32 protein-coding genes and 1 pseudogene are annotated in these 24,945 nt (G+C 69.1%); 20 read left to right on the plus strand and 13 right to left on the minus strand.

Translation table 11 applies throughout. The annotated features are described in order from the left end of the window. The first annotated feature begins 409 nt into the window (after positions 1-409). The 5 genes from ACX6XY_RS05555 to ACX6XY_RS05575 all read left to right on the plus strand — a co-directional run bounded on the left by ACX6XY_RS05555 (position 410) and on the right by ACX6XY_RS05575 (position 6,362). On the plus strand, positions 410-613 hold the full coding sequence (locus ACX6XY_RS05555) for a cold-shock protein (RefSeq protein WP_005315736.1): 204 nt from the start codon (positions 410-412) through the stop codon (positions 611-613). A gap of 355 nt (positions 614-968) precedes the next feature. Next, positions 969-2,591 (plus strand): chaperonin GroEL, encoded by a 1,623-nt coding sequence (gene groL, locus ACX6XY_RS05560; protein ID WP_460327003.1) that lies wholly within the window; start codon positions 969-971, stop codon positions 2,589-2,591. Between the two features lie 172 nt (positions 2,592-2,763). After that, positions 2,764-4,239, plus strand: coding sequence for an alanine/glycine:cation symporter family protein (locus ACX6XY_RS05565; RefSeq protein ID WP_460327005.1), 1,476 nt, complete (start codon positions 2,764-2,766; stop codon positions 4,237-4,239). A gap of 192 nt (positions 4,240-4,431) precedes the next feature. Further along, positions 4,432-5,877, plus strand: coding sequence for an alanine/glycine:cation symporter family protein (locus tag ACX6XY_RS05570; RefSeq protein WP_460327007.1), 1,446 nt, complete (start codon positions 4,432-4,434; stop codon positions 5,875-5,877). A 179-nt stretch (positions 5,878-6,056) separates the two neighbouring features. Further along, positions 6,057-6,362 (plus strand): hypothetical protein, encoded by a 306-nt coding sequence (locus ACX6XY_RS05575; protein WP_460327009.1) that lies wholly within the window; start codon positions 6,057-6,059, stop codon positions 6,360-6,362. Between the two features lie 209 nt (positions 6,363-6,571). Here the strand turns inward: ACX6XY_RS05575 and ACX6XY_RS05580 are convergent, their stop codons facing one another. The 5 genes from ACX6XY_RS05580 to ACX6XY_RS05600 form a co-directional block, all read right to left on the minus strand. Further along, the gene (locus ACX6XY_RS05580) at positions 6,572-6,961 is read right to left on the minus strand and encodes a twitching motility protein PilT (RefSeq protein ID WP_460327010.1); all 390 of its coding nucleotides are present in this window, start codon (positions 6,959-6,961) and stop codon (positions 6,572-6,574) included. Beyond that, positions 6,958-7,233, minus strand: a complete 276-nt coding sequence (locus ACX6XY_RS05585; protein ID WP_460327012.1) for a hypothetical protein — start codon at positions 7,231-7,233, stop codon at positions 6,958-6,960. The genes ACX6XY_RS05580 and ACX6XY_RS05585 overlap by 4 nt, the downstream gene beginning before the upstream one ends. Positions 7,234-7,269: 36 nt before the next feature. Beyond that, complete coding sequence (locus ACX6XY_RS05590) at positions 7,270-8,133, minus strand: hypothetical protein (protein WP_460327014.1); 864 nt, start codon at positions 8,131-8,133, stop codon at positions 7,270-7,272. 324 nt (positions 8,134-8,457) lie between these two features. Then, positions 8,458-8,718 carry a Txe/YoeB family addiction module toxin gene (locus tag ACX6XY_RS05595; protein WP_460327016.1) on the minus strand — a complete coding sequence of 87 codons (261 nt, stop codon included), beginning with the start codon at positions 8,716-8,718 and terminating at the stop codon, positions 8,458-8,460. Beyond that, positions 8,715-8,966, minus strand: coding sequence for a type II toxin-antitoxin system Phd/YefM family antitoxin (locus ACX6XY_RS05600; RefSeq protein WP_460327018.1), 252 nt, complete (start codon positions 8,964-8,966; stop codon positions 8,715-8,717). Before ACX6XY_RS05600 ends, ACX6XY_RS05595 begins: the two co-directional genes overlap by 4 nt. 385 nt (positions 8,967-9,351) lie before the next feature. Here ACX6XY_RS05600 and ACX6XY_RS05605 point away from each other — a divergent pair, with 385 nt between their 5' ends. The 3 genes from ACX6XY_RS05605 to ACX6XY_RS05615 all read left to right on the plus strand — a co-directional run bounded on the left by ACX6XY_RS05605 (position 9,352) and on the right by ACX6XY_RS05615 (position 10,798). Continuing rightward, positions 9,352-9,861, plus strand: coding sequence for a hypothetical protein (locus ACX6XY_RS05605; RefSeq protein ID WP_460327020.1), 510 nt, complete (start codon positions 9,352-9,354; stop codon positions 9,859-9,861). 46 nt (positions 9,862-9,907) lie between these two features. Continuing rightward, a complete protein-coding gene (locus tag ACX6XY_RS05610) occupies positions 9,908-10,315 on the plus strand; it encodes a peptidase inhibitor family I36 protein (protein WP_460327023.1) in 408 nt (135 codons plus the stop codon). A 135-nt stretch (positions 10,316-10,450) separates the two neighbouring features. Next, positions 10,451-10,798, plus strand: coding sequence for a DUF3703 domain-containing protein (locus ACX6XY_RS05615; RefSeq protein WP_460327025.1), 348 nt, complete (start codon positions 10,451-10,453; stop codon positions 10,796-10,798). On the opposite strand, the gene ACX6XY_RS05620 is transcribed toward ACX6XY_RS05615, so the two are convergent. Further along, a complete protein-coding gene (locus ACX6XY_RS05620) occupies positions 10,779-11,066 on the minus strand; it encodes a DUF397 domain-containing protein (RefSeq protein ID WP_460327028.1) in 288 nt (95 codons plus the stop codon). The two genes, ACX6XY_RS05615 and ACX6XY_RS05620, sit on opposite strands and share 20 nt — an antisense overlap. Then, entirely contained in the window at positions 11,026-11,889 is an 864-nt protein-coding gene (locus ACX6XY_RS05625; protein WP_460327030.1) for a helix-turn-helix domain-containing protein, read from the minus strand. Before ACX6XY_RS05625 ends, ACX6XY_RS05620 begins: the two co-directional genes overlap by 41 nt. Positions 11,890-12,000: 111 nt before the next feature. Between ACX6XY_RS05625 and ACX6XY_RS05630 the strand changes: the two genes are divergently transcribed. The 6 genes from ACX6XY_RS05630 (at position 12,001) to ACX6XY_RS05655 (ending at position 14,380) form a co-directional block, all read left to right on the plus strand. Further along, on the plus strand, positions 12,001-12,216 hold the full coding sequence (locus tag ACX6XY_RS05630) for a hypothetical protein (protein WP_460327032.1): 216 nt from the start codon (positions 12,001-12,003) through the stop codon (positions 12,214-12,216). After that, complete coding sequence (locus tag ACX6XY_RS05635) at positions 12,213-12,443, plus strand: hypothetical protein (RefSeq protein WP_460327035.1); 231 nt, start codon at positions 12,213-12,215, stop codon at positions 12,441-12,443. Before ACX6XY_RS05630 ends, ACX6XY_RS05635 begins: the two co-directional genes overlap by 4 nt. A gap of 50 nt (positions 12,444-12,493) precedes the next feature. After that, on the plus strand, positions 12,494-12,754 hold the full coding sequence (locus ACX6XY_RS05640; protein ID WP_460327037.1) for a hypothetical protein: 261 nt from the start codon (positions 12,494-12,496) through the stop codon (positions 12,752-12,754). Next, the gene (locus ACX6XY_RS05645; RefSeq protein WP_460327039.1) at positions 12,751-13,122 is read left to right on the plus strand and encodes a fic family toxin-antitoxin system, toxin component; all 372 of its coding nucleotides are present in this window, start codon (positions 12,751-12,753) and stop codon (positions 13,120-13,122) included. The genes ACX6XY_RS05640 and ACX6XY_RS05645 overlap by 4 nt, the downstream gene beginning before the upstream one ends. Before the next feature lie 68 nt (positions 13,123-13,190). Then, a complete protein-coding gene (locus tag ACX6XY_RS05650; protein ID WP_460327041.1) occupies positions 13,191-13,751 on the plus strand; it encodes a hypothetical protein in 561 nt (186 codons plus the stop codon). A 68-nt stretch (positions 13,752-13,819) separates the two neighbouring features. After that, the gene (locus tag ACX6XY_RS05655; protein ID WP_460327044.1) at positions 13,820-14,380 is read left to right on the plus strand and encodes a hypothetical protein; all 561 of its coding nucleotides are present in this window, start codon (positions 13,820-13,822) and stop codon (positions 14,378-14,380) included. A 385-nt stretch (positions 14,381-14,765) separates the two neighbouring features. Here ACX6XY_RS05655 and ACX6XY_RS05660 read toward each other — a convergent pair whose 3' ends face one another. Further along, entirely contained in the window at positions 14,766-15,293 is a 528-nt protein-coding gene (locus tag ACX6XY_RS05660) for a hypothetical protein (RefSeq protein ID WP_460327046.1), read from the minus strand. A 324-nt stretch (positions 15,294-15,617) separates the two neighbouring features. Here ACX6XY_RS05660 and ACX6XY_RS05665 point away from each other — a divergent pair. Then, positions 15,618-16,619: pseudogene (locus tag ACX6XY_RS05665) on the plus strand (Tn3 family transposase). Positions 16,620-16,783: 164 nt separating this feature from the next. Here ACX6XY_RS05665 and ACX6XY_RS05670 read toward each other — a convergent pair. Then, a complete protein-coding gene (locus ACX6XY_RS05670; protein WP_460327048.1) occupies positions 16,784-17,995 on the minus strand; it encodes a DUF4241 domain-containing protein in 1,212 nt (403 codons plus the stop codon). A 558-nt stretch (positions 17,996-18,553) separates the two neighbouring features. On the opposite strand from ACX6XY_RS05670, the gene ACX6XY_RS05675 reads away from it, so the two are divergent. Continuing rightward, entirely contained in the window at positions 18,554-19,360 is an 807-nt protein-coding gene (locus ACX6XY_RS05675) for a recombinase family protein (RefSeq protein WP_460327050.1), read from the plus strand. A gap of 117 nt (positions 19,361-19,477) precedes the next feature. Here ACX6XY_RS05675 and ACX6XY_RS05680 read toward each other — a convergent pair whose 3' ends face one another. Beyond that, positions 19,478-19,813: a helix-turn-helix domain-containing protein gene (locus ACX6XY_RS05680; protein WP_460327052.1), complete on the minus strand. Its 336-nt coding sequence runs from the start codon at positions 19,811-19,813 to the stop codon at positions 19,478-19,480. Positions 19,814-20,088: 275 nt separating this feature from the next. Here ACX6XY_RS05680 and ACX6XY_RS05685 point away from each other — a divergent pair, with 275 nt between their 5' ends. Continuing rightward, positions 20,089-20,355 carry a DUF1876 domain-containing protein gene (locus ACX6XY_RS05685; RefSeq protein ID WP_460327054.1) on the plus strand — a complete coding sequence of 89 codons (267 nt, stop codon included), beginning with the start codon at positions 20,089-20,091 and terminating at the stop codon, positions 20,353-20,355. Between the two features lie 5 nt (positions 20,356-20,360). Here ACX6XY_RS05685 and murQ read toward each other — a convergent pair whose 3' ends face one another. Continuing rightward, a complete protein-coding gene (gene murQ / locus ACX6XY_RS05690) occupies positions 20,361-21,302 on the minus strand; it encodes an N-acetylmuramic acid 6-phosphate etherase (RefSeq protein WP_460327056.1) in 942 nt (313 codons plus the stop codon). Between the two features lie 117 nt (positions 21,303-21,419). Here murQ and ACX6XY_RS05695 point away from each other — a divergent pair, with 117 nt between their 5' ends. Then, a complete protein-coding gene (locus ACX6XY_RS05695; RefSeq protein WP_460327058.1) occupies positions 21,420-21,791 on the plus strand; it encodes a hypothetical protein in 372 nt (123 codons plus the stop codon). Between the two features lie 31 nt (positions 21,792-21,822). Beyond that, entirely contained in the window at positions 21,823-22,098 is a 276-nt protein-coding gene (locus ACX6XY_RS05700) for a DUF4031 domain-containing protein (RefSeq protein ID WP_460327060.1), read from the plus strand. On the opposite strand, the gene ACX6XY_RS05705 is transcribed toward ACX6XY_RS05700, so the two are convergent. Beyond that, entirely contained in the window at positions 22,087-22,590 is a 504-nt protein-coding gene (locus tag ACX6XY_RS05705; RefSeq protein WP_460327062.1) for a GNAT family N-acetyltransferase, read from the minus strand. The two genes, ACX6XY_RS05700 and ACX6XY_RS05705, sit on opposite strands and share 12 nt — an antisense overlap. Positions 22,591-22,598: 8 nt before the next feature. Next, a complete protein-coding gene (locus tag ACX6XY_RS05710) occupies positions 22,599-23,237 on the minus strand; it encodes an HD domain-containing protein (protein WP_460327064.1) in 639 nt (212 codons plus the stop codon). A gap of 194 nt (positions 23,238-23,431) precedes the next feature. On the opposite strand from ACX6XY_RS05710, the gene ACX6XY_RS05715 reads away from it, so the two are divergent. Further along, positions 23,432-24,883: an MFS transporter gene (locus ACX6XY_RS05715; RefSeq protein ID WP_460327066.1), complete on the plus strand. Its 1,452-nt coding sequence runs from the start codon at positions 23,432-23,434 to the stop codon at positions 24,881-24,883. The last annotated feature ends 62 nt before the right edge of the window (positions 24,884-24,945 follow it).

Below are 24,945 nucleotides of genomic sequence, written 5' to 3' on the forward strand. Positions count from 1 at the left end.
ACCCTCACAGAATCACCCCCTCGGCAAGAAGCGGAGGGGGTGATTCTGCATGGTTGAGCGCGGTAGAGTTGGGAATACTGCTCCACTTCGCGCGAAGAGTGTGCCGAGAGCATATGAGAAGTGCCAGGCACTCCGACGAGAAGCAGCCAAATCACTGAGTCCGTTTGCACCTTGCGTTCCCTTTTGCCTGGCCCGACTTGCCCCGAGTCCGTCGAAACCTCCGGATACTTCCGATCAGGCGTGCCCAGATTTCTCGTCCGATTGACCTGTTGCAGAGGGCAGTTGGGCAGATACATTCAGCCGCGGTCGACGCGTTCCGGCGCACACCCCCACCTGTCTGGGGAGTGAGGTCTGACCCGGATTCGCGAAGTGCGGATCCGCGCAAGGGCCAGTAATAGGGGAGTTAGGCATGGCTCAGGGCACCGTCAAGTGGTTCAACGCGGAGAAGGGGTACGGCTTCATCGCGGTCGACGGTGGTGCGGATGTTTTCGTCCACTACAGCGCGATCCAGATGGACGGGTACCGCACCCTGGAAGAGGGTCAGCGAGTCGAATTCGAGATCTCGCAGGGCCAGAAGGGTCCGCAGGCGGACATGGTCAAGCTCGCCGTCTGATCCAGGCGCGATCGGCCACCGACGCACTCACGCACTCGCGCACTCACGCACTCGCGCACGAGAGGTCCGTACCCGTCACGGGTGCGGACCTCTCGCGCTGACCACCCCCGAACGTCAGGGGGGTGATGCCCTCCACCCTCGGGCGCGCCTGGGATCTGCCAGACCCGCTTGCACTCGCAGGGGTCGAGTGCTAATCATTGGCGTTAGCACTCTCCCAGTGAGAGTGACAGAAGGACTGGGTAGGCGAGGCCCGCAGGCCGGGTGGGGCAAGGAACCACACAGGCAGGCAGGCCGTCCGTCGCGGGCGCCCGCACAGTCCGTCGCCATCCACCCCAGTCCGGGAGGACCACTTCACATGGCCAAGATCATCGCGTTCGACGAGGAGGCACGGCGCGGTCTCGAGCGCGGGATGAACCAGCTCGCCGACGCCGTCAAGGTCACCCTCGGCCCCAAGGGCCGCAACGTCGTCCTCGAGAAGAAGTGGGGCGCCCCCACGATCACCAACGATGGTGTGTCCATCGCCAAGGAGATCGAGCTCGAGGACCCGTACGAGAAGATCGGCGCCGAGCTGGTCAAGGAGGTCGCGAAGAAGACGGACGACGTCGCCGGTGACGGCACGACGACCGCGACCGTCCTGGCCCAGGCCCTGGTCCGCGAAGGCCTGCGCAACGTCGCGGCCGGCGCCAACCCGATGGCCCTGAAGCGCGGCATCGAGAAGGCCGTCGAGGCCGTCTCGGGCGCCCTGCTGGAGCAGGCCAAGGACGTGGAGACCAAGGAGCAGATCGCTTCGACCGCCTCCATCTCCGCCGCCGACACCCAGATCGGCGAGCTGATCGCCGAGGCCATGGACAAGGTCGGCAAGGAAGGCGTCATCACCGTCGAGGAGTCCCAGACCTTCGGTCTGGAGCTGGAGCTCACCGAGGGTATGCGCTTCGACAAGGGCTACATCTCGGCGTACTTCGCCACCGACATGGAGCGTATGGAGGCCGTCCTCGACGACCCGTACATCCTGATCGCCAACTCCAAGATCGGCAACGTGAAGGACCTCCTTCCGCTGCTGGAGAAGGTCATGCAGTCCGGCAAGGCGCTGCTGATCATCGCCGAGGACCTTGAGGGCGAGGCCCTGTCGACCCTGGTCGTCAACAAGATCCGCGGCACCTTCAAGTCCGTCGCCGTCAAGGCTCCGGGCTTCGGCGACCGCCGCAAGGCGATGCTGAACGACATCGCCATCCTCACCGGCGGCGAGGTCATCTCCGAGGAGGTCGGCCTCAAGCTCGAGAACGCCACCATCGACCTGCTGGGCCGCGCCCGCAAGGTCGTCATCACCAAGGACGAGACCACCATCGTCGACGGTGCCGGTGACAGCGAGCAGGTCAACGGCCGGGTGAACCAGATCCGCGCCGAGATCGAGAACAGCGACTCGGACTACGACCGCGAGAAGCTCCAGGAGCGCCTGGCGAAGCTCGCCGGCGGCGTCGCCGTCATCAAGGCGGGCGCGGCCACCGAGGTCGAGCTCAAGGAGCGCAAGCACCGCATCGAGGACGCCGTTCGCAACGCGAAGGCGGCCGTCGAGGAGGGCATCGTCGCCGGCGGTGGCGTGGCCCTGCTGCAGGCCTCCTCGGTCTTCGAGAAGCTGGAGCTGGAGGGTGACGAGGCGACCGGCGCCAACGCCGTGAAGCTCGCCCTGGAGGCCCCGCTCAAGCAGATCGCCGTCAACGGCGGCCTTGAGGGCGGCGTCGTCGTGGAGAAGGTGCGCAACCTGGCCGTCGGCAACGGCCTGAACGCCGCGACGGGCGAGTACGTCGACATGATCGCCGAGGGCATCATCGACCCGGCGAAGGTCACCCGCTCCGCGCTGCAGAACGCCGCGTCCATCGCCGCGCTGTTCCTCACCACCGAGGCCGTCATCGCCGACAAGCCGGAGAAGGCCGCCCCGGCGGCTCCGGGCGGCATGCCGGGCGGTGACATGGACTTCTGATCCCTCGCGGATCAACTGTCCTGAGCAGTACGCAGGGGCGGCACCCTCCGGAAGGAGGGAGCCGCCCCTGTGGCTTTGCCCTGTGGCTTTCCCCTGTGGCGTTTCTCTCGGCGGGTCCGCCACGGCCCGATCTGGTGCGTGCGGCATGTTTTGCGGGGATAAGGTCCCGTACGTGAACACGCTCGACTCCGTGATCGTCAGCATCAACGATTACTTCTGGACCTATCTGCTCATCCCCCTCGTGGTCGGCGCGGGACTGTACTTCACGGTCCGCTCCAGGGGCGCGCAGTTCCGGATGATCCCCGAGATGCTGCGCGTGATGCGGGACAAGCCGACCCCCGGCGCCGACGGCTCCAAGCCGATCTCGTCCTTCGCCGCCTTCACCATCTCGGCCGCCGCCCGCGTCGGCACCGGCAATATCGCCGGTGTGGCCACCGCGATCACCGTCGGCGGGCCCGGCGCGGTGTTCTGGATGTGGGTGATGGCGCTGGTCGGCGGCGCGTCGGCGTTCGTCGAGTCCACTCTCGCGCAGCTCTACAAGGTGCGGGGCAAGGAGCCGGGCACCTTCCGCGGCGGCCCCGCGTACTACATGCGGTACGCGCTGCGGCGGCCCTGGCTCGGGGTGCTGTTCGCGGTCACCATCACGGCGACCTTCGGGTTCGTGTTCAACGCGGTGCAGGCCAACACCATCGTCGCGGTCGGCGCGGGCTCGCTCCCGAGCGGCGGCGAAGGCTGGTTCCCGGCGGCCGTGGGCCTGGCGCTCGTCCTGCTGCTCGGCGCGGTCATCTTCGGCGGCGTACGGCGCATCGCGACCGTGACGAGCTGGCTGGTCCCCGTCATGGCCGTGGTCTATCTGCTGCTCGGCGCGGCGGTGGTGCTGCTGAACGTCGGCGACCTCGGGCGGGTGCTCGCGGACATCGTGGGCGGCGCGTTCGGCTTCCGCGAGGTCGCGGGCGGCGCGGTCGGCGCGGCGATCCAGCAGGGCGTACGGCGCGGCATGTTCTCCAACGAGGCGGGCCTGGGATCCGCGCCCAACGCGGGTGCGACAGCCGCGGTCTCGCACCCGGTCAAACAGGGTCTGGTGCAGGCGCTCGGCGTCTTCTTCGACACGATGCTGGTCTGCACGATGACCGCGTTCGTCATCCTGACCGCCAACCCCACGCTGGCCGGGCGGCAGGGCGCGGACCTCACGCAGTCCGCGCTCTCCGACACGCTGGGCGGCTGGGCGGGACACGCGCTGACCATCGTCGTGTTCATGCTCTGCTTCAGCACCCTGATCGGCAACTACTACTACGGCGAGTCCAACCTCCAGTTCATGAACGGCGGCAAGCGCGTGCTGACCGGCTACCGCGCGCTGGTCCTGGGCGTCGTCTTCCTCGGCGCGCTGGGCTCGGTGAGCGTGGTGTGGAACCTCGCCGACGTCTTCATGGGCTTCATGGCCCTGGTCAACATGGCCGCGATCCTGCCGCTGTCGGTGATCGCCTTCCGCCTCCTGAACGACTACCAGGCGCAGCGCGGGGCGGGCCTGGACCCGGTCTTCACGCGGGACCGCGTCCCCGGCCTGCCGGGCGTGCAGTGCTGGGAGCCGGAGCCGGGGCCGGAGCCGGGGCTGGCGGGGGCCGCTCAGCCCCGTAAAACCCTGGACTGACCTGCGACGTCTCATTGTGTGAGATAGCCCACTATATGGGGGTCTGGGCAGGGACCAAGGTCCCTGCCTACAGTCCTGTCACTTGTTAGAAGTGGAAGAGCGTCTTCCCAAGGTCGACGGCCACCCGCGTACGCGATCCGTACCGCGCCGTTCGCACCGATCCCCCCACCCACAGGACCGGGACGCACTCGCATGAGCACGTTGAACACCTGGATCGTCGACATCAACGATGTCTTCTGGACCTATCTGCTGATCCCTCTCGTGGCCGTGGCAGGCCTGTATTTCACTCTCCGGTCGAAGGCCGTGCAGCTGCGGCTGGTCCCGGAGATGTTCCGGGTCGTGAAGGAGAAGCCGAAGAGCGGCGTCAGCCCGTTCGGGGCCTTCACGATCTCGGCCGCCGCGCGTATCGGCACCGGCAATATCGCCGGTGTGGCCACCGCGATCACCATGGGCGGGCCCGGCGCGGTGTTCTGGATGTGGATGATGGCGCTGGTCGGCGGCGCGTCGGCGTTCGTCGAGTCCTGTCTCGCGCAGCTCTACAAGACGCGCGGCAAGGAGCCGGGCACCTTCCGCGGCGGCCCCGCGTACTACATGGAGCGCGCCCTGGGGAAGCGCTGGCTCGGTGTGCTGTTCGCGGTGCTGATCACCCTGACCTTCGGTTTCGTGCTCACCGCGGTGCAGTCGAACACGATCACGGTCGCCGCCGACGGCTCCTTCGGCGGGGTCGACTCGGCCTGGTTCACGCCGGTGCTCGGCATCATCCTGGCCGTGCTGCTCGGCCTCGCGGTGTTCTTCGGCGTGAAGCGGATCGCCTCGGTCACCAAGGTCCTGATCCCGGTCATGGCCGCGGTCTACCTGCTCGTCGGTCTGGTCGTCGTCCTGCTCAACATCGGCTCGGTGCCGGGGATGCTCGGCGACATCGTCGCCGGTGCGTTCGGCTTCCGCGAGGTCGCGGGCGGCGCGGTCGGCACGGCGATCCTCCAGGGCGTACGGCGCGGCATGTTCTCCAACGAGGCGGGCATGGGCTCGGCCCCGAACGCCGCGGCCGCGGCGGAGGCCTCGCACCCGGTCAAGCAGGGCCTGGTCCAGACCCTGGGCGTCTACTTCGACACGCTGGTCATCTGCACCATGACCGCCCTGGTCATCCTCAGCGCGAACCCGACGCTCGGCACCCGCGGCGGCGCGGACGTCACGCAGTCCGCGTTCAACGACGCGCTCGGCTCCTGGGCCGGGCACCTGCTGACCGTCGTCGTCTTCATGGTCGCCTTCAGCTCCATGATCGGCAACTACTACTACGGCGAGTCCAACATCGAGTTCATCACCCGCAGCAAGTCGGTGCTGACCGGCTACCGCGCGCTGGTCCTGGCCTGCGCGGTGCTCGGCGCGATGGGCTCGGTCAGCGTGGTCTGGAGCCTCGCGGACATCACGATGGGCGCGATGGTCCTGGTCAACCTGCTCGCGATCCTGCCGCTGTCGGTGATCGCCTTCCGCCTCCTGGACGACTACCTGGCGCAGCGCCGCGCGGGCCTGGACCCGGTCTTCACCCGCGACCGCGTGCCCGGCCTGAAGGGCGTCGAGTGCTGGGACCCGAAGGACGCGCCCGCGCAGGACAAGATCCCGGCGGACGTGACGCGCTGACCCGCGCCAGTAACCGCTGAAGGGCGGCATCCCCTGCCGGGGGTGCCGCCCTTCAGCGTTGTCGGCAGCTGTTCTCACGGGATTGCTAAATCGGACTGTGGTCCGATACTGTCCTGAGCCGTAAGGGGACTGTAGTCCGAATCCCGTCAACTGCGGTAACCAGTGAAAGGATTGACGCCATGTCACGTTACGCGAAGGCGCTGAGCTCTCTCGCCACCGTCGCTCTCATGACCGTCGGCGGGCTCGCGATCGCGCCCGCCGCGCAGGCGGCCCCGGCCCCGGCCGCGCAGACTCAGGCCACGCAGACTCAGGCCGCGCCGACCGCCAGCGGCACCTGGGTGTACTACGGCAGCTACAACAACAAGTACGACACCTGCATGGAGGCGGGGAAGAGCTACGCCAAGTACTTCGGGTACAAGGGGTACAAGTGCGTGAGCTACCCCCACCACGGCTATGTGGAGTGGAGGCTTTACCTGCTGCGGTGACCATCCTGCCGCCCCGCTTGCCGAGGCGTGCCCGACCCGCCATATGAGTGGTCGAGCACGCCTCTTGGCGTACCCGCGCCTGAATCGCGGACGCCGGGTTCAGTCCCGCAGAGTCTCGATCATGCGCACGAGGGCGGCGGGGTCCACGCCGCAGTTTCTGGCGGCCGCTACCTCGGCGATGGCGGCGAACAGGGTGGCTCGGTACGCGGTCATGGCAGGGCGATCCTCAGGTGCGGGCGGTCGGCCGCTGCGGCCAGGGAGCGGATGTCCCCGAGGTCGTCGGTGAGTACGGGGGCGTCGCCGTGCACGATGGCGGCCAGTACGACGCTGGCGTCGACCACGTCGGAGCTGCCGTCGGCGTGGCAGAGGTCGGCGGCGGCCTTGGCCACGCCCTCGGACAGGGGCAGGACGCGGCAGCCCCGCAGAACCCGGTGCAGTATCGCGGCCTGAGGGCGTCGGTCCCAGGACTGCGCCAGGACTCCGGCGGGGACGAGGGGTACCCGGCCCGATGCCAGGATGTCGTCGTGGCGGGAGAGGAACCGCCGGTCGTTCTTCGAGGCGGCGATCAGTGCCCCACTGTCGTAGACGATGTGGCTCACGCGCTCTGTTGTTCCCTTCCAGGGGTGCCGAACAGTTCGGCGTTACGGGCCTGGGCTTCTGCCAGCTCCTCCTCGGTGAACCGGCCGTGCTCCTGCTGGTACTCCTCCATGGCGGCCAGGCCCTCACGGATGATCCGCTTACGGTCCAGGTAGTCCTCCAGGGCATGGCTCACGACGCTGGAGATCTGTGTTTGCTGCTCGTCCGCGGCGTCTCTCAGGGCCTGGCCCAGGCTGGCGTCGAGGCTCACGCTGAACTTCATCTTCTCTCCCATATTCCAAAGGTAATCTGGGGTGGGGTGGGGAGGTAGTCAGTTCGTCACGGCGGCGCGCAGGGCGGCACGGGCCCCGGCCGCGCGAGCCTGAACCCGGTCGGGCGGGAGCGTGGCGGGGCGGCGTGTCGGGGGTGCTGGTTCGCCTCGGCAGGCGTCGCATTCGCCGCCTGTGAGTGCCTCCGGGGTGCCCGGTGTGTGGCAGGTGGCGCATTCCAGGATGCGCAGGGGTTCGGGAGCCCGGCGGGGGCGTTCGGGCGGAAGCTTGGCGGTCAGGCGCTTGCGGGCGAGCGCGGCCGGGTGGTGGACGGGTACGGGCAGGCCCGTGGTGAGCGCCCGTACCACCTCCCCCTCGCTCGCGCCCCGGTCGAACCATTCGCTGACCAGCGGCGCGAGGGCCGAGCAGTCGGCCGACGACAGCGACATCACCGGGTCGGTCCGGCCGAGCGCGGCGAGCAGGATGTACGCGCGGGACCGCGTCGGCCGCGGGCGTTCGTCGCGCGGCACGTCCCCCTTCGCGAACGCCGCCCACCACGCCTCGTCCCGCGCCGTACGCGAGAACCAGGTACGCGTCACCCAGCGCGGGCAGCCGTACTCGTCGAACCGGTGCTCCCGGCCGTGCCGCAGATGGCCCGCCTGCCGGAGGCGGCGCAGCGCGGTGCTGAGCGCGCACTGCCCGTACGGCAGCACCTTGGCCAGGGTCTTCACGGAGATGTCCGCGCCGTCCGGCAACCGGTCGATGTACGAGGCGACGGCCGCCTCGCGAGCCGGGAGGTGCGCGAAGTCATGCGCGGCGCGGGGCCGTTGGCCGGGCGCGGAGCGCTTCCCGTACCCCGGATTGGCCATCGGGTGCGGGGGTGCGTGCGTCGGGCGCGGGGCACTACTAAGCTGGGCGTCGGCCATGGGATCGACTCTCATTCGATCTTGGTGGTCAGGCCCCCGCGGGTGTTCCTTGCACCAGGCGGGGGCTGTTCGTTATGCGGGCACGCTAGACGCCTGTCACCGTGCGTGGCAAGTCGAATGCGGAAAGTCAACTCGACAGGGTGGGAGGGCGGGTTGAGGCCCTCCGCCCGTTCCTAGTTAAAGAGCGCCCGAACCCCGCGGCTTGAGCTTCGGGACAGCCGAGTGATCCGCCCCGAGGGCGACCGCCTGTCGAGGTGCCGCCCGGAGCGCGAGCGCCGGGCCGTGGGGGTTCTCGGGCTCGAAGGGGCGCGCCCGCCCCGGAGGTCAGCGCTCGTAGTGATACCGGCAGGAAGCGATGCGGATCTCGTCTTCGACGACCTTGTAGACAAGGCGGTGTTCATCGGTGATGCGGCGGGACCAGTAACCCTGGAAGCCGTGTCTCAGGGGCTCGGGTTTGCCGATGCCCTCGTTGCCGTTGCGGGTGATGTCCTGGAGGAGTGTGTTGATCCGCTTGAGGGTCTTGCGGTCCTGGGCCTGCCACCAGACAGAGTCAGCCCAGGCCTTTTCGTGCCAGACGAGTTTCAATCGAGCATCTCCCGGACAACGCCCTGGCCGTCCTCCAGGTCCTCGATTGCCCGAAGGAGTCGCCGTGCGTTCTCCGGGCTGCGAAGCAGGTACGCCGTCTCCTTCAGGGACTCGTACTCATCGAGTGCCACGATCACGACCGGCTCCCGGCCCGCGCGGGTCACTATGACTTCCTCCCGGTCGTCCACCACCGAGTTGAGCGTCTCGGCGTACTTCGCGCGCGACTCGGTGTAGGTCATGGTGCGCATGGCGGCCTCCTCGTGAGCGTACGTAATCCTGTACGTACAGGAAGCTGTACCTCACTCGCAAGCTCGGCGAGGCTTCTGGCTCCCGACGCCGCAGGGGCCGCACGCATCAGCAAGGCTGTGGTCAGCGCGTATCGGCGTCCTCGCCGCGAACGCAGGCGCACAAGGTTCGCGCGCCCGTCCATCCGAGTGAAAGGGCCGGTCGGTCCGGGACAAGCCCCTTGGTGATCCGGTTGTGTGGACTCACAGCCGGGCCGTTCCTGAGCCTTGCGGACAAGGGGATCTGGATGAACAGGCGCATTCCTGCTGGCTGCGCCACCGCCACCGCCACCGCCTCCGCCACCGCCTCCGCCATCGCCTCCGTCATCGCCTCCGTCTGCGGGCCGGAATGAGCGCACGCGGGCGCACGCGCGCCGCCGCCCTGACCTCGCTGGGCCTGCTGGCCGCGCTCTCGGGCCTGACCGGCTGCGGCGCCCCGCGCGAGCCGGTCGTGTCGCTCAGCCCGACCGACACCCTCAAGGCCGCCCAACTCCTGCTCACTGACCGCTGCCTGACCCGCCAGGGCCTCACCCCGCCGCGCCCCGGCACCCGGCCCGCGAGCCCGGCCGAGGCCCGCCGCGTCGAGCGGGCCCTGTTCGGCGCCGGCCGCGCGGAGCTCACCCTGAAGCTGCCCAGCGGGCATGTCGTCGGCCACCACACCGACGGTTGCCTCGCGGCTGCCGAACGGCGTCTGTACGGGGACCAGGCCCGCTGGTTCCGGGCCGTCACGAACGTCAACAACCTCAAGTCCGAGGCCCCGCGGCGCGACCGTGTCGCCTACCGGGAGCTGCGCGCGCACGCGCTGTCCGAGGCGAGGGCCCTGCTGTCCGCCGACACCCGTGCCCGGCACCAGAGCTGACCACCCGAGAAGCACCAGAGCTGACCGCTCGAGAAAGGAAACCCCCATGAAGTTCATGAAGCGCCCCGCGGCCAAGCACCCCGTGGCCCTGCTGTCCGCGGTCCTCCTGGCCGGAGGCGTGAGCCTGACCACCGCCGCGCCCGCGTCGGCGGCGCAGTGCCCGAGCGGCAACTTCTGTGTCTGGACCGAGGCGAACTTCGGCGGCCAGCGCATGAACGCCTCGGGCGACGACGAGTGGTGGGAGTCCTGGATCGCCGACGAGGACTCCTCGTGGGCCAACCACGGCATCTCGGGGCCGGGCGTCAAGGACCACGTCAAGGTGTACGAGGACGCCATCCAGTTCCCGTCTACCGGCGGCTCCGTGACGATCTGCCTGCGCCCCGGCGACGAGGTCGGCTACAACGCTGTCGCGAACGACCGGGGTGACGCCCACGTGTGGTCCATGAGCTGTTAGCCGACAGGCCGGAGAACCAGGTACGGGAGTGCCGCCCAGGCCGTAAACGGTTCATGGTCCCTGAATTCAGATTGCTCTGTATCGTCGGCGGGAGCTGGCTGACGCGGCCAACTGCCCGCCGATGGGAGACTTCTGATGCCCCGTCCCATGCCCGCCCGCGTCCGCGACGCGGCGGAGATGACGGCCGCCCGTACCGTCACGGACCCCGCTGACCGGTGGCGTCACCTGGAGCGAGCCCACATACTGTCCCAGCCCTGGCCCTGGCCCCACGCCCGCAACCACATGGCCATGTTCGGCCTCGCCCTGCGCCAGCGCGACCGGCGGGAAGCTCTCGGCCAGGTCGTCCGCATCATCGTCGCCGCTCCCGGATCGGCCCTCGGCCGTTACCCGGAAGGCAACACCGGCAGGGCGCGTGTGCCGCTCACACAACCCATGCCGCTGCCCGCCGAACTCGCCGCCGTCCTCAGCGCGGCCGACCGCTGACGTCCGCGACGAAGGCGGACCAGGCCCGCGCCCGGAACACGAGCGCCGGGCCGTGAGGGTTCTTGGAATCCCGGACGGGAATGACGCCGGGGTGGCCGTCGGCGACTTCGAGGCATTCGCCGCCGTCGCCGCCGCTGTACGTGGACTTGCGCCAGCGCAGAGCCGCGCCAGTGAAGTCGCCGCCGATCTCCACGCAGTCGCCGCCGTCGCCTCCGCTGTAGCTCGACTTACGCCAGGTCGCGGCCGTCAGATCGTGCTTGGTGCGCATCCTCGTACTCCTCAGCCGCCGTCTCGATCAGGGCGAGGGACGCGTCCGGCGACAACGCGGCGGCCCCGAGGAGATCGTAAGTCAGCGTCATGCGCGTCACCAGCGGCGGGTCGTCCAACAAGCGCCCGGTTTCCTGGGCTTGGACGTATGCCATCGGCGGGGCGTCGTTGAAGGTCATCAGCCTGATGGACCCCTGCATCCCGGCGTGAGCCCCCTCCCCGAACGGCAGCATCTGGATGATGATGCGGCTATGGCGGATCAGCGCGCCAATATGGCGCAGTTGCTCCGCCATGGCGGCCGGGCCGCCGACCGGGCGGCGCAACACGCTCTCGTCCAGCACCGCCCAGAACAACGGCTGTGTTGGGTGATTGAGCAGCTTGGCGCGGTCGAGTCGGGCGGACAGGAGCTTGTCGATGTCCTCCTCCGGGGTGACCGGGTGGTACGCGCGGAAGACGGCCCGCGCGTATGCCGGTGTCTGGAGCAGGCCGGGCACCAGCATCGGTGCGAAGTCGCGGATCTCGCGCGCCAGAGCCTCGTACTCCGCCGCGTCCGCGAAGTGCTCGGGGTAGCGGGACTTCCGGCCCGCCTCCAGGTTCCGTACGAAGAACCCGTCCGTCTTCAGGGTCTCGTCGATCTTCTCCGCGTACTCCGGCTGTATGCGCCGCTCGCCGCTCTCCAACTGTCCGATGAACGAACCGCTGACGAAAAGGAATACCCCGAGTTCGTCCTGCGACAGTCCGGCCTTCTCGCGCTGGAAGCGCAGTTCCGCGCCGTACATCGCTCGCGGGGACATCGACGGGTCGAGTCGTTTGGGTTTGGCCATGGCCGACTCCGTTCCGTACAGCCGACTGTGTTGGGTCGCCGTCACTTTCGACGGTACCCGCGCAGGGTCACGCTTTATGTACGAACAGTGAGATCCGGTGAAGGGGTAGCCATGGCGGCGGACGACGACATTGATACGGCGGAGCGGGCCCTGCGCGAGTTGCGCGCGGCCCTCGCGGGGGCGGGGGTGACGCTGCCCTCGCTGCGGATCGACCTCGCCTCCTGTGCCCGCGACGTGCCGACCCCGCAGCTGGACCTGGGGCGCTGCACCGTGCGGGACGCGTTGCGGCTGGCGGCGGTGCTGGAGTGGCGGGTGGCGGCCCGGTGAGCGGGGCCGGGGCGCCGGTGCCGCCGCCCGAGCCCGGCACGTACGCCGTCGACGCGCGGGACGGGCGCATGGGCCGGGTCGTCGGGCGCGGGCGAGGTGGTGACGTACGGCTGCGCGACGGCCCGGCGTGGTGGGACTGCCCGCCGGACGCCCTGCGCCCCGTGCCCGCGGGCGAGGCGCTGCGTACGCGGGTGCGGGAGGTCAATCGGGAGGGGCGGCTGCCGTGAGCCTTGGCCATGCATTGCGTAGCGTTCGTAGAGGGCGCTACCGTCCCGGTATGAAGCAGCTCAACATCCGCCTTGACGACGAGCTGTACGCGCAGCTGGAGCAGCGTGCGGCCGGTGCCCATATGACTCCCGCGGACTATGCCCGCGCTCTGCTGTCTGATGACGTCAACGAGCAGCGCAACCGGTTCTTGGAGTACGCCGCGTACTTCTCCAAGGAGTGGGGGTCCTACTTCGAGGCCGAGTACGGGCCGTATCCGAAGAAGGGCGATCATCACACAGCGACCAAGAGCGAGGAAGCCGAAGCCGCGTGATCTTGCACATCGATCGGGCCTGGCTGCTCGACCTGGCCGCGAGGCATCTGCCCGATGACCCTGACATCACGGACTACGGCACGCTCGCGGCCGCCGTCGCGCGCCATGCGGACGCGGTGATAGACGTTCCGGTCTATGCGGAGCCGCATCATCGCGCGGCCGCCTTGTTGCACCAGCTGGTGCGCGTACCGGCGCTGGAATTCGCCAATGAGCAGTTCGCGGCGGTGGCCGCCGCGGCGTATCTGACGCTGAGCGGGAAGCGTGTGGTCATCGACGCCAAGCGTGCGGACATGCTGATCCGTCGGGTCGACGAGGGTCTGGACGTGCGGGCTACGGCCGCCGAGATCCGTACCTGGACGGCCGGGTAGCCCAGGGAGGGATCGCCGGTGGAGTCTCGGTCGGGGGTGTTGTCAGTGGTGGCTGGGACTGTGGGCGCATGGGACTTTCGCTGCGCTGTACCCGTGATGAGCTGACTGGACTGTGGACCGCCACCGGCGACGACGGGACCAGAACCGCGACGGTGACGGCTGAGACGGCTGACGAGGCGAGCGCGCTCGTCCAGGAGGCCTTCGGGCTGACCGCGTACCGGCCGCCTCCGCCTCCGCCGCCTGGTTGGCACCGCTTCAACCTGATTCACTGCCCGGTGACCGACCACCCCCGCTTCGACGATCAGCGGTACGACGGGATCAAGGCCGCCCCGCCCGAGGGCTGCGTGGTGAAGGATTTCGGCTACTTCGGGCTGGAGTGCGAGCGGCCGGGCGCGACTCTGCTGGACGCGGTCGCGGGGATCGTGGCCGAGATCCGGGAGCAGCACGGGCTGCTGATGACCGATCTTGGCATCGAGAAGCTGTGGGAGTGGTCATCGGACGGCACCGATGGCTGGGGCGCGGAGATCGTGGGGCAGTTGCTGCTCATGGCGGCCGAGCGCGGCCGAAGGCTCGGGTACAGCGGCGACGACCTTGTGCGCTTCTTGAGCGCTGCGGCTGGTGACACGTGAGGAGCTCACCGGCGTAGGCGGGGGGTTGGGCTTGAGTCTCCCGTAGGGGGAGGCGTGAAGACGGGGGCATGGACAGCGGCACGCTCTACTCGATCGAAGGATATGCCGGGACCAGCGACAGCGGTTTCCGCGCCGAGGTCGAGAGCGAGCAAGCCCTGGCCCGCGGCGAACACCTGCTGGCCATGACCGACGCCCACGAGCACACCAGCCTCTCCGGCCCCTCCGCCGAAGAAGCCGCCCGTCGCCTGGAGGAGTTCGGTGACCGCGCCCGTTTTGGCGGCACGATCGTCATCGACCGACTACGACTGAAGCGGCTGATGGAACGCGGGGACCCGGCCGTCTATCCCGGCACCTACGTCACCTGCATCCACGACCACGCGAAAGCGCTCTGTCGGCCGCGGCGCGACACCGCGGGGCGCGACCGTCCCGACCTGGGGACCTGCCGCCCGCTCCAGTGCCGCAACGTCGCCCTGACCACGGACAGCGCCGATGCCTGGAGGAAGGAGATCGACCGCATCGACGAACGACTGTCCGCCCCCCCGCTGCCTCCACTCCTGGAGCACCAGCTCCGCGAACGCCGTGACGAACTTGTCCGCTTCCTTGGCCGCCACCACCCGGAGACTCCGTGAGCCGCAGCGTCGCCCTCCCCAGCGAAGAATCAGAACAGGTACGTTGTCCTCTATAAGGCTGGCTCCCACGCGGCAGCGGTCATCGACGCCGTCCGCACCGGCACGAGCACTGAGGCAGCCGAGTCAGCACTGCGACGCCTGAACACATCCGACGCAGTGCATTCCGCAAGCAAGGACAAGGCCAAGCTGGCTGAGTTGGCCGACAAGGTCGACGAGTTGGAGGATCTGCTGGAGGGGTTCCGGTCCGCCCTCGCGGACACCCGGTGAGTCCCCTCGGGCGGCGCTGAGCAAACACAAAGGGCAAGTCGGTTCACCGGCGATCCTGATCACCGTCGTGGCGCCAGAAGCCGCGAGGCTCTGGTGCCACAACGGTTGAGTTCCCTGCCTACTCGACTTTTGCCTTCTCCAACTCGGCCAGCCGGGCAAGGAGGCGCTTGGGGAGTTCTCCAGCTGTCAGCCGGAACGGACTCCAGCGATCCTTGGAATCGGGCTTCATCGACGCCGAGAATCGTAAGCGTCCCTTGCTGTTGGGCTCGGTCACCATCTCACCGAACGTACAGCTCGGTATCAGCCAGGCCATCATGATCGCCCCCAGCTCGACATCCACGGCGACGAACAACATGTCCAGGTCGGTCCGCGGCTGGAACGTCTGCGACCGCACGAAGGCCATCAGCCTGCCCTGCTGAATTTGGGTGCCAGTGGACATCCGGGCCTTCACCTGCACCGCCAGAGTCGCGGAACTCCCGCGTCGGTGGAAGACAAGGTCCACTCCCTCGTCGTCCACAAGCGAGGTGGAGACGTTCAACTCGCCGCTCGTGGCAAGGATGCACGAGGCTGCAACCAGGTACTCGGCTGCCTTCCCCATCCGCGCGGCAGTTGGGCTCTTATCCAGGTAGTCCTCGTCATCACTCATGGCGAGAATCTACCGAGCGCCCTCCGACGGTGACCATCCATCCAGGCAGGTTCAGCGGACAACGGACAGCCTCAAACCCCCGACACAAGCTGATCGGCCTGGGCACCAATATGGGCATCAAGCGGGTCGCGGACCGGCAAGCACGGCGAGAGCGAAGCGACCTTGCGGCGGGTGCGGCACCTGTTCGTCAACCGGGCCAACATGCGCGCGGCCCTGCGCAAGCTGGTGAACGCCACCTTCGCCGCCCGGGACGAAATGTGGTGAGGCACCGGCACCGCGTGCGCTTCCGACAGCCGCAAGTTCGGCGCGTGGTCCTCCAACCTGATGACCGAGTGGCACCAGCGCTACCGTGGCCCCGGCGTGATGATCTACTGACACGTCGAGCGGAAGTCGGTCTGCATCTACTCCCAGCTCAAGAGCTGTTCGGCCTCCGAGGCCGCCTCGATGATCGAAGGCGTGCTGCGGCACTGCACCGACATGGAAGTGGACCGGCAGTACACCGACACCCACGGCGCGTCCATCGTCGGCTTCGCCTTCGCCCACATGCTCGACTTCAAACTGATGCCGAGGCTGAAGAACATCGGCTCCGCGAAGCTGTACCGGCCGGCGGCCGGACAGGACGAGAAGTGGCCCAACCTCGCGCCGGTGCTGTCCACCAAGACGATCAACTGGGACCTGATCGCCCAGCAGTACGACCAGATCGTGAAGTACACGACCGCCCTGCGCCTGGGCGCCGCCGAGGCCGAGCAGGTCCTGCGCCGCTTCACCCGCGGCGGCCCCAAGCACCCCACGTACCAGGCGATCGAGGAACTCGGGCGTGCGGTGCGCACGGCGTTCGTGTGCGACTACCTCGCGGACGTCGAGATGCGCCAGGAGATCCACGAAGGGCTACAGGTCGTGGAGAACTGGAACTCCGCGAACAAGGACCTCTTCTACGGCAAGGACGGCGACCTGGCCGGGGCCGACAAGGAATCCCAGGAGGTCAGCATGCTCGCGCTGCACCTGCTCCAGTCCGCCCTGGTCCACGTCAACACGCTGCTGATGCAGCAGGTCCTCGCCGACCCGAAGTGGGCCAACACCCTCACCGACGCGGACCGACGCGCGCTCTCCCCACTGTTCTGGACGCACGTAAATCCGTACGGACGGTTCGAGCTGGATATGAACCGCCGCCTGGATCTGGACCTGGCCACCCGCACCGTACCGGGCGCGCGCACTCTTCGGGAGGAAGGGGCTGCCCGTGCCGGGGTGAGGTATGGGCCAAGGTCCAGATGCGGGCTGCAAGGCAACCAGGGGGCCGTTGTAGGGCACGGCTACGTCGATGCGTAGTACCGCGTACCGCTGGCGAGTTTCTCTGACGTTCTCCGGGAAGGCGCCCACCAGGCCAAAGTCGGTGATCGAGTTGTCAAGCTTCTCAATCGCCGTCTGCACTCTGGAGGTTCGCCGTGGTCCCAGTCTCGGGGTGCGGCCTCGCGCCGATGGTCGGCGGCTCCTTACTTTCCCCCGTCGGCGGAATGGAACTGGAAGTCGACGACGACGCAACCAACCTGTCCGTCATCGGTGCGGCCGATCCAGACGGGGTAGGCCCCGTCACCCTGGCCGGCACGGAAGGCGATGAGGTTCGGCTCGGGCTCCGGGCCGGGCAATTCGACGCTGAAATGGCTGTCGCTGTCGAGGGGTATGAAAAGGTCCTCGTCCAGTTGGTCTTCGAGCACCGTCCGCGTCGCATCCATGAAAGCCGCTGTGCCGGTATCCACGCCAACCCCGTAGAACTGGCCCTCGCCGAGCAGCCCCAGGTCCTCGTCGGGCCGGAGGGCCATTTCCCACTCGCGGGGCGGGATATCCAGGAACGTCACCTTGGCCGCGGCGACATTGACCCCGCGTGCCGTGCGCAAAAGCGACAGCGTGACCGGAAACTCGCCCGATGGCACAGCCACGGTCCGCGGGGTCTCTCCGATCCAGCCGGGGTCCGAGACCACCAGCTGCCCTGACGTGATCCGCAGCACGCCGGCGTCAACGGGCTCGACGACGGCCGGCCCATCCGGAGTGTCGCACGCACCCGGACTGAACAGCTGCTCGATTCCGGTGGCGTGCAGCGGTCCCGACCCTTCGTCCACCGACACGTCGTTCAGGACTACGGTCGTGGCGGGCTCGTGGCCCTGCTGGGCGAGGAACGGCGCGAACACCTGCCAGTCGCCGAATTCCGGTACGGGACAGAGGAAGCTTTCGACGGGCGCCGTGAACCGCCGCACGGGGACGCTCGACGGGCCGGATGTTCGAGCGTGCAGTGGCTCCGTCGACGCTCCCCTCGGCCCGGCGAACTCGGACTTCACCTCGACCTGCCCGTCGGCCGAGACGGTCGTGGTCTCCTGAACATCCCACTTATCGGACGAGTGCTCCTGCTCGTTGGAAAACTGCCATCGGGTGTTCCGCTGAGCCAGCAACATCCCTGTGCTGTGCGGCTTGAGGTCGATCATCTGCATGCGCCAGGATCTGTCGTCGAACAGATACACACGCCACATGCCGCGCGGCCATCTTTCGACCAGTGCCAGCGGTTGCTCCCGCGCGGACAGCAGAACCGTGTAATCTATCCCGGCAGCATGCTTGCGTGCCGCGAGCGCGCGCGACATCGGGTCCGGATGGGTCATTCCCCGATAGGAACCCCACATCTCGCCGTACGACACATCAAGACTGTCGAAGATCACAGCCGCACATCCCCCCCCGTGGCACCAGCCACCCCGAGTAGTGGCGCTCGACGGGTGACCCCTGCCGCAACGCCCTGCCCTTCCGAAGCTTCGTTGTGCCGCCAGTCTGCCACTGGGGTGTGACAGAGAGGGTTGTGGGAGGCCCGCAACCTGGGGTTACCGACGAAATGGGCCGCCCCAGGTGATGAAACATAGTCGGTTCGGCGCGATGAAATCCTGAACCCCATGGCCTACCGCAGCTGCCACCGCCTGTCGGCAAACGAATGAATGGCGACAGGTGCGGCGGGCGTCCAATGAACCCGGACTTTCCGGGGCCTGGCGGCGGCGCAGATCCAATCAGATCCGATGACGGCTGACGACAGGGTTTGATGACACCTGGGTCCGATGCGCCGACAGAAACGAGGAAGAGCGTGGCCAACCTGGTCTACAAGCGGGTGTCGACCGACCAGCAGTCGACCGACCGTCAGAACCTCGTCCTGGACGAGGCCGACATCGAGGAGCCGGTGGTCTTCGAGGAGGAGGGCGGCGCCTCCAGCCGCCTCCAGCCGCCTCCACCCCTTGGAACGCCCGAAGTTCGGAGACCTGCTGACGTACGCACGGCCGGGCGACACCGTGCACATCTCCGAGATGTTCCGCCTCGTACGCGGCACCCAGCACATGCTCGACGTGCTCGACGTCCTGCACCGCGACTGCCTAGCCCTGCGCATCCACGGTGGTGCGTTCTCCGCGATGGACCTTACTGCCTGCCATTCGCGCACCGGCGAGCTGCTGTCCACCGTGAAGTTCATGGTGCAGACGCTCGCCGCCGCCGGCGAACTTCAGCGTGACCTCCAGCGCGAGCTCACGTACGACGGACTACGGGCTGCCGAGGTGAGGGGAAACAAGGGCGGGCGCCGTCCGGCCGTCCCGGCCGGGAAGACCGACGCCGTGCGCACCGCGTACCTGGAAGGCCGGTCCATCGCCGCCCTCGCTCGCGATCACAACGTCAGCCGCGGTGCCATCCGCACCGCCGTCGCGGATCTGCTGCCCGAGTACACGGCCGCCGACGCGGGCACCCCGACCCCGGAGCTGCCGGTGGCCCTCGATATGTCAGGCAAGGTCGCCGACTTCCTCCGCGCCGCCGATCTGGCGTCCGCCGAGCGCGCCGTGCTCGACCAGGGCGTGACCGTACGCCGCGGCCAGGGCTACACCTTGCGCATCACGGCTGTGCCCGCGATCCACCGCCGACTCGTCGACCTCTGCCAGGCCCTCGACGGCGCTGCGGCGGTCCCGGCCCAGCGCAAGGCCCGCCGCGAGTACGAGAACCGCGTCAATCTGCACGCCCCGACTACAGATCTCGGAAGTCAGTCACGCTCCGCTACATGACGGGTGGCGGCAGCTATACGAGAACACGGCCTAGTCGCTGTGCCTCCGCTTCACCCTCTGATGGGCGCGCTGCTTCGGTCTGGTTGGTTGTGGATCGACAAGGCGGGCGGGGTGCGGTCAGGCTGCCGGGTGGGCGATGAAGGTGACTTCCTCGTGCTCGTCGTCCAAGGCGATGTTCAAGGAGGCGTCGAGAGCCCGAGCCAGGTGTCGCAGCAGCGGGAGCGTTGGTACGGCGTCCGCGCCTTCGATTCGGGAGACCTTCGCTTGGGTGAGCCCGGCGCGCTCGGCGACCTGGGCCTGCGACAGTCCGAGCTCCTTACGACGGTCGTACACGGCCTTGGCGAAGGCCATGGCCAGCCGGATCTCGGCGCGTTCCGCCGTGATCTCCGAGGGCTCGGAGTGCCCCTCGCCGAGTGTCCGCTCGCGGGCCAGCTTCCAGCGGGTGTGGTTCATCGCGCGTCTCCTTCCTCACCGCGGCTGTATGTCATGTGAGCTGGGCCGTGCTCCCTGTCGCACACCATACGGGCCGACACCGCACGGGCTACCTGGGCTCTTCGTGTGTGCGGCTGGGGCGCTTCACCAGATCGGCTCTCGCTGGGCTGCGGGCTTGACGCATGGCGGTCCGGACGGATGGGCAGCAGTCGGGCTTGGCGGCTGCGGTGAGGTGCGGGCGGGTGGACGGCGTGTCAGCCTGGAAGTGGACTCTGTGCGAGCGCGAGGAGGCTGTCATGCCCGCCCGTATGTGGAACGTCGAGGTCGCGATCAGCGAGGAGGACCGTCTGACCAGGGCCCAGGCCAGGCTGGTGGGCGGGGGTGAGGAGCTGGTCGGCACGGGGACGGCCCGCTGCAACCCCGACGACGAGAACGTCCCCGGCATCGGCGACGAACTGGCCTGCGCACGAGCGCTCTCGGACCTGAGCCATCAGCTGGTGCACGTCGCCGCGTCGGAGATCGAGGCGCACACCCATCAGCCCGTCGAGCGCCTGAAGGTCTAGAAGGTCTAGGACAGGCGGAGGGCCGCTCTGAGGTGGCCGTGGGACTCGGTCAGGAGGTGGGTCGCGGTTGGGGCGTCCACCTGGGCGAGGATGATCAGGATCGCGGTCTTGACCTCGCCGTCGGCCGACGCGAGGGCCGCCTCGATGGTGTCGTCCGGCGCGCCCGTGGCCAGGGCGACGATGCGGTGTGAGCGGGCCCGGAGCTTCTCGTTGGACGCGCGTACGTCGACCATGAGGTTCCCGTATGTCTTGCCGAGCCGGATCATGGTGACGGTCGACAGCATGTTGAGGACCAGCTTCTGCGCGGTGCCCGCCTTCAGGCGCGTCGACCCGGTGAGGAGCTCGGGCCCGACGACGACCTCGATGCCGTGCTCGGCCGCCGCCGCGAGCGCGCTGCCCTCGTTGCAGGACAGGCCGACGGTGAGCGCGCCCTGGTCGCGGGCGTACTCGACCGCGCCGACCGCGTACGGTGTACGGCCGGACGCGGAGACGCCGACGACGGTGTCGTCCGGGGTCAGCTCCAGGGCGGCCAGGTCCGCCGCGGCCAGCTCCCCGGAGTCCTCCGCGCCCTCGACCGCGCTGACCAGCGCGCTCGGGCCGCCCGCGATCAGGCCGACGACCTGGGACGGGTCCGTGTTGAACGTCGGCGGGCACTCGCTGGCGTCCAGCACGCCGAGCCGTCCGGCCGTGCCCGCGCCCGCGTAGACGAGCCGCCCGCCGCGCGCCATGCGCTCGGCGGCGGCGTCGATCGCGGCGGCGATCTGGGGGAGCCGTTCGGCGACCGCGGCGGGGACGGCGGCGTCCTCGTCGTTCATCGTCCGGGCGATGTCGAGCGTGGACAGCCGGTCGATCTCGGCCAGCTCGGGGCGGAAGGCCTCGGTGGTGAGGGCGTCCAGCTGGGCGAGCAGTTCGGCGGAGTGGGCGGAGTGGGCGGAGTGGTGGGGCACATCCGAAAGCTATGGGGGGCGGGTTGAGGCGTCAACAACTCACCGTGCGATCCGGGGCGTGCGGGTGCTCTGGGGCGGGGCTTCGGTTCCGGGACGTACGAGGCGCACAATGGGTCCATGGACCATCCGACCAGCTCCCTGGAGCAGGCGCTGCACGCCGCCCGCGCGCTCGTACTCGCGGACCTCGTCGCGCACGACGTGGCCGACGCCGAGGTCGTCTCGCTGGTCGAGGACTCGATACAACACCGCCGCTGGTGGGTCGAGCAGTGGCCGGACGGCGTGGCGTTCGTGGCGGGCCTGGTCGCTCAGGATGTGCAGGACGCGCTTCTGGAACGGTACGGCCGGTGGCCGCTGTGCCCCGTCTGCGGACACGGCGACCCGCACGCGCTCGACGTCGAACCGGAGCTGGGGCCCGACCCGCACTGGGTGTGCGCCAAGGCGGGCGTGATCGTCACACCGGTCGGCTCGCTCGGGTCGGTCACCGGGTGAGCGCGCGAGTGACCGCGCGGGTGAGGACCGCGTGACGCTCTATATCGACCCGCCGACCTGGCCGGGGCACGGCCGCCTCTGGTCCCACCTGATCAGCGACGTCTCGTACGAGGAACTCCACGCCTTCGCGGCGGAGATCGGCTGCCCGCGCCGCGCCTTCGAGCGCGACCACTACGACGTGCCGTCCTTCCGCTACCAGGACGCGGTGCGCGCGGGCGCGGTCGAGGTGCCCAGCCGCGAGGTCGTACGGCTGCTGGTCGCGTCGGGGCTGCGCCGCCCGAAGGGGCGACCGGGTTCAGGCGCGTAGCTCGTAGGTGAAGGTCTCGTCTGCGTCGGCGGTGCGGAGGAAGCCCGCGCGTTCCAGGACCGCCTGGGACGGGGTGTTGGCGGGGTCGGTGTGGGCGATGACCGTGTGGACGTCGGGGGAGGCCAGGGCCCAGGCGGTGAGCGCGCGCAGGGCCTCGGTGGCGTACCCCTGGCCGCGGGCCGCCGCGACCAGGTCGTAGCCGATCTCGACGCGGCCGTCGGCGGGCGGGCCGTGGAAGCCCATGGCGCCGACCGCCAGGCCGTCGGCGGTGCGGACCAGCGCGTACATGCTCCAGCCGGGGCGGTGGACGCCCTCCGCAGCGTTCTTGGCCAGATGGCTCGCGCCGATCCGGCTGCCCTCGGCGGGCCCGCCCTCGATCCAGGTGAAGCCGCCGGTCGCGCCTGCGCTGAGGGCGGCGGCCGCGGTCGGGGTGACCTCGTGGAGGGTGAGGCGGGCCGTGGGGAGGGCGCGGGGCTTGGGCGTCGTCGTCACGCGGGTGATTATGCGCTGAGCAGGCGCAGTTCGGTACCGAGATTGTGGCGGGCCTGGTCCTCCCAGTGTTCGCTGCCGTACGGGGTGCGGAACAGGCGCGGGAGCGCGAGGAGTTGGCGCAGGATCCGCGCGCGGCCGGTGCGGAAGTCGGGGTCCGGGACGAAGGCGTACTCGGTGCGGACGGCGGCCGCGTAGGCGGCGTACGCCTCGGGGGGCGCGGCGAGGATCGCCAGGTCGGCGTCGCACAGGACCTCGCCGTTGCGGTCGCCTTCGGCCGGGTCGTGGGTGAGCGTGAGACGCACCAGGCGGGCGACCTCGGCGGTCTGCGACTCGGCCAGTCCCGCCTCGGCCAGGGCGCGTTCGGCGAGCTGGGCGGAGCGCTCCTCGTTCTCGGAGCGGTCAGGGCGGTAGACCGCGTCGTGGAACCAGGCGGCCAGGCGGACCAGTTCGGGGTCGGGCGCGTGGTCCGCGAGTTCGTCGACGCGGTCGAGTACGGCGGCCAGGTGCTCGGTCGAGTGGTAGTGGCGCTGCGGCTCGGCCCAGCGGGCCAGCAGCGCGTCGGCGTACCGGCCAGGGTCGGGGGTCCGCGCGCCGAGGGCGAGCAGGGTGTGGTTCCAGCGGTGGCGCAGAGCGGCGTGGTCGGCCATGCCCTCATTGTGGCCCGTTGCCGGCTGGCCCGTTCCCGGCTGGTCCCCGGCTGGTCCCTGGCTGGTCCCCGGCTGGTCCCTGGCTGGTTCTCGTGGTCGGTGTCTCCGTCCCTCTTATGTACCCCCTAGGGGTATGCTACTGTCCCGTCCGCAGGTACCCCCAAGGGGTATATCCCAGAGGGAAGGGCAGGACGATGTCAAACGTCAATCCACTGCGCTGGTGGGCACTCGCCGTGCTCGCCACCGCGCAGTTCATGGTGATCATGGATACGAGCATCATCGGGGTGGCGCTCCCCGAGATGCAGCGGGATCTGGGCTTCTCGCAGGGCGACCTGCAATGGGTGTTCAACGCCTATGTCATCGCGTTCGGCGGGCTGTTGCTGCTCGGCGGGCGGCTCTCCGACCTGCTGGGCGCGCGCAAGGTGTTCAACGCCGGGTGGGTCGTGCTCATCGCGGGCTCGATCGTCGCCGCCGCCGCGCAGACCGCCTGGGTCGAGGTGCTGGGCCGCGCCGTACAGGGCGTCGGCGGTGCGCTGATCGCGCCGTCCGCCATGACGATGCTGATGATCCTCTTCGCGGCCAACCCGAAGGAACTGGGCAAGGCGATGGCCCTCTACGGGGCCGCCGCGCCCGCGGGCGGCACGGCCGGGGTCTTCCTCGGCGGTCTGTTCACCGAGTGGGTGAGCTGGCCGTGGATCTTCATCATCTACGTGCCGATCGGCGTCGCGACCCTGGCCGCCACCAAGGTGCTGCCCGCCGTCGCGCCGAGCCGCGGTTCGGTCGACGTGCTCGGCGCGGTCGCCGTGACCGGTGGTCTGGCGCTCGCCGTGTTCGCCATCGTCCGTGCAGAGCACGTGGGTTGGGGCTCCACGGCCACCGTGCTCCAGCTGGTCGGCGCGGGCGCGCTGCTGCTGCTGTTCTTCGTGATCCAGAAGTCGCTGCGGCAGCCGCTGATGCCGCTCGGGATCTGGCGGGTGCCGAGGCTCGGTTCGGCCAACCTGTCGATGGCTCTGCTCGGCGCGGCCTGGATCCCGATGTGGTACTTCCTGAACCTGTACCTCCAGCAGGTGCTCGGGTACGGGGCGTTCGCCTCCGGTGCCGCGCTGCTGCCCATGACCGTGCTGCTGATGATCTTCATGACGATGATCACGGCACGGCTGATGGCCAGGTTCGGGGCCAAGCCGCTCATCGCCTCCGGCCTGCTGGTCCTGGCGCTCGGTCTGGTGTGGCTGTCGGCCGTGGAGCCGACCGGGTCGTTCGTGGTCGACGTGCTGCCCGCGTCGCTGGTCGCCGCGCTCGGCATGTCGCTCGCGTACATCCCGACCATGATGGCCGCGCTGTCCGGCGCACCGCAGGAGCAGGCCGGTCTCGCCTCCGGCATCGTCAACACCACGTACCAGGTGGGCTCCGCGCTCGGCCTGGCCGCGCTGACCGCGCTGGCCACCTCGCAGGGCGCGGGCCAGCTGGGCGACCTGCCCGCGCTGACCGACGGGTTCAGCGCCGCCTTCGTAGGGGCCGCGGTGATCGCCGCGCTGGGCGGGCTGCTCACGCTGGTGCTGATGCGCGGCGAGAAGGCGCGGGCGCGGGCCCAGGCGGGGGGCTCGGACGCCGCCCCGGCCGCGCAGGGCGAGCAGGTCGGCGTATAGCCGATGGGCTGCTGCCATGCGGCCGTCGCGTCAACTGTCCACGAGGGGCCGCCCGATGTCTG

This window comes from Streptomyces sp. O3 (assembly GCF_054788135.1).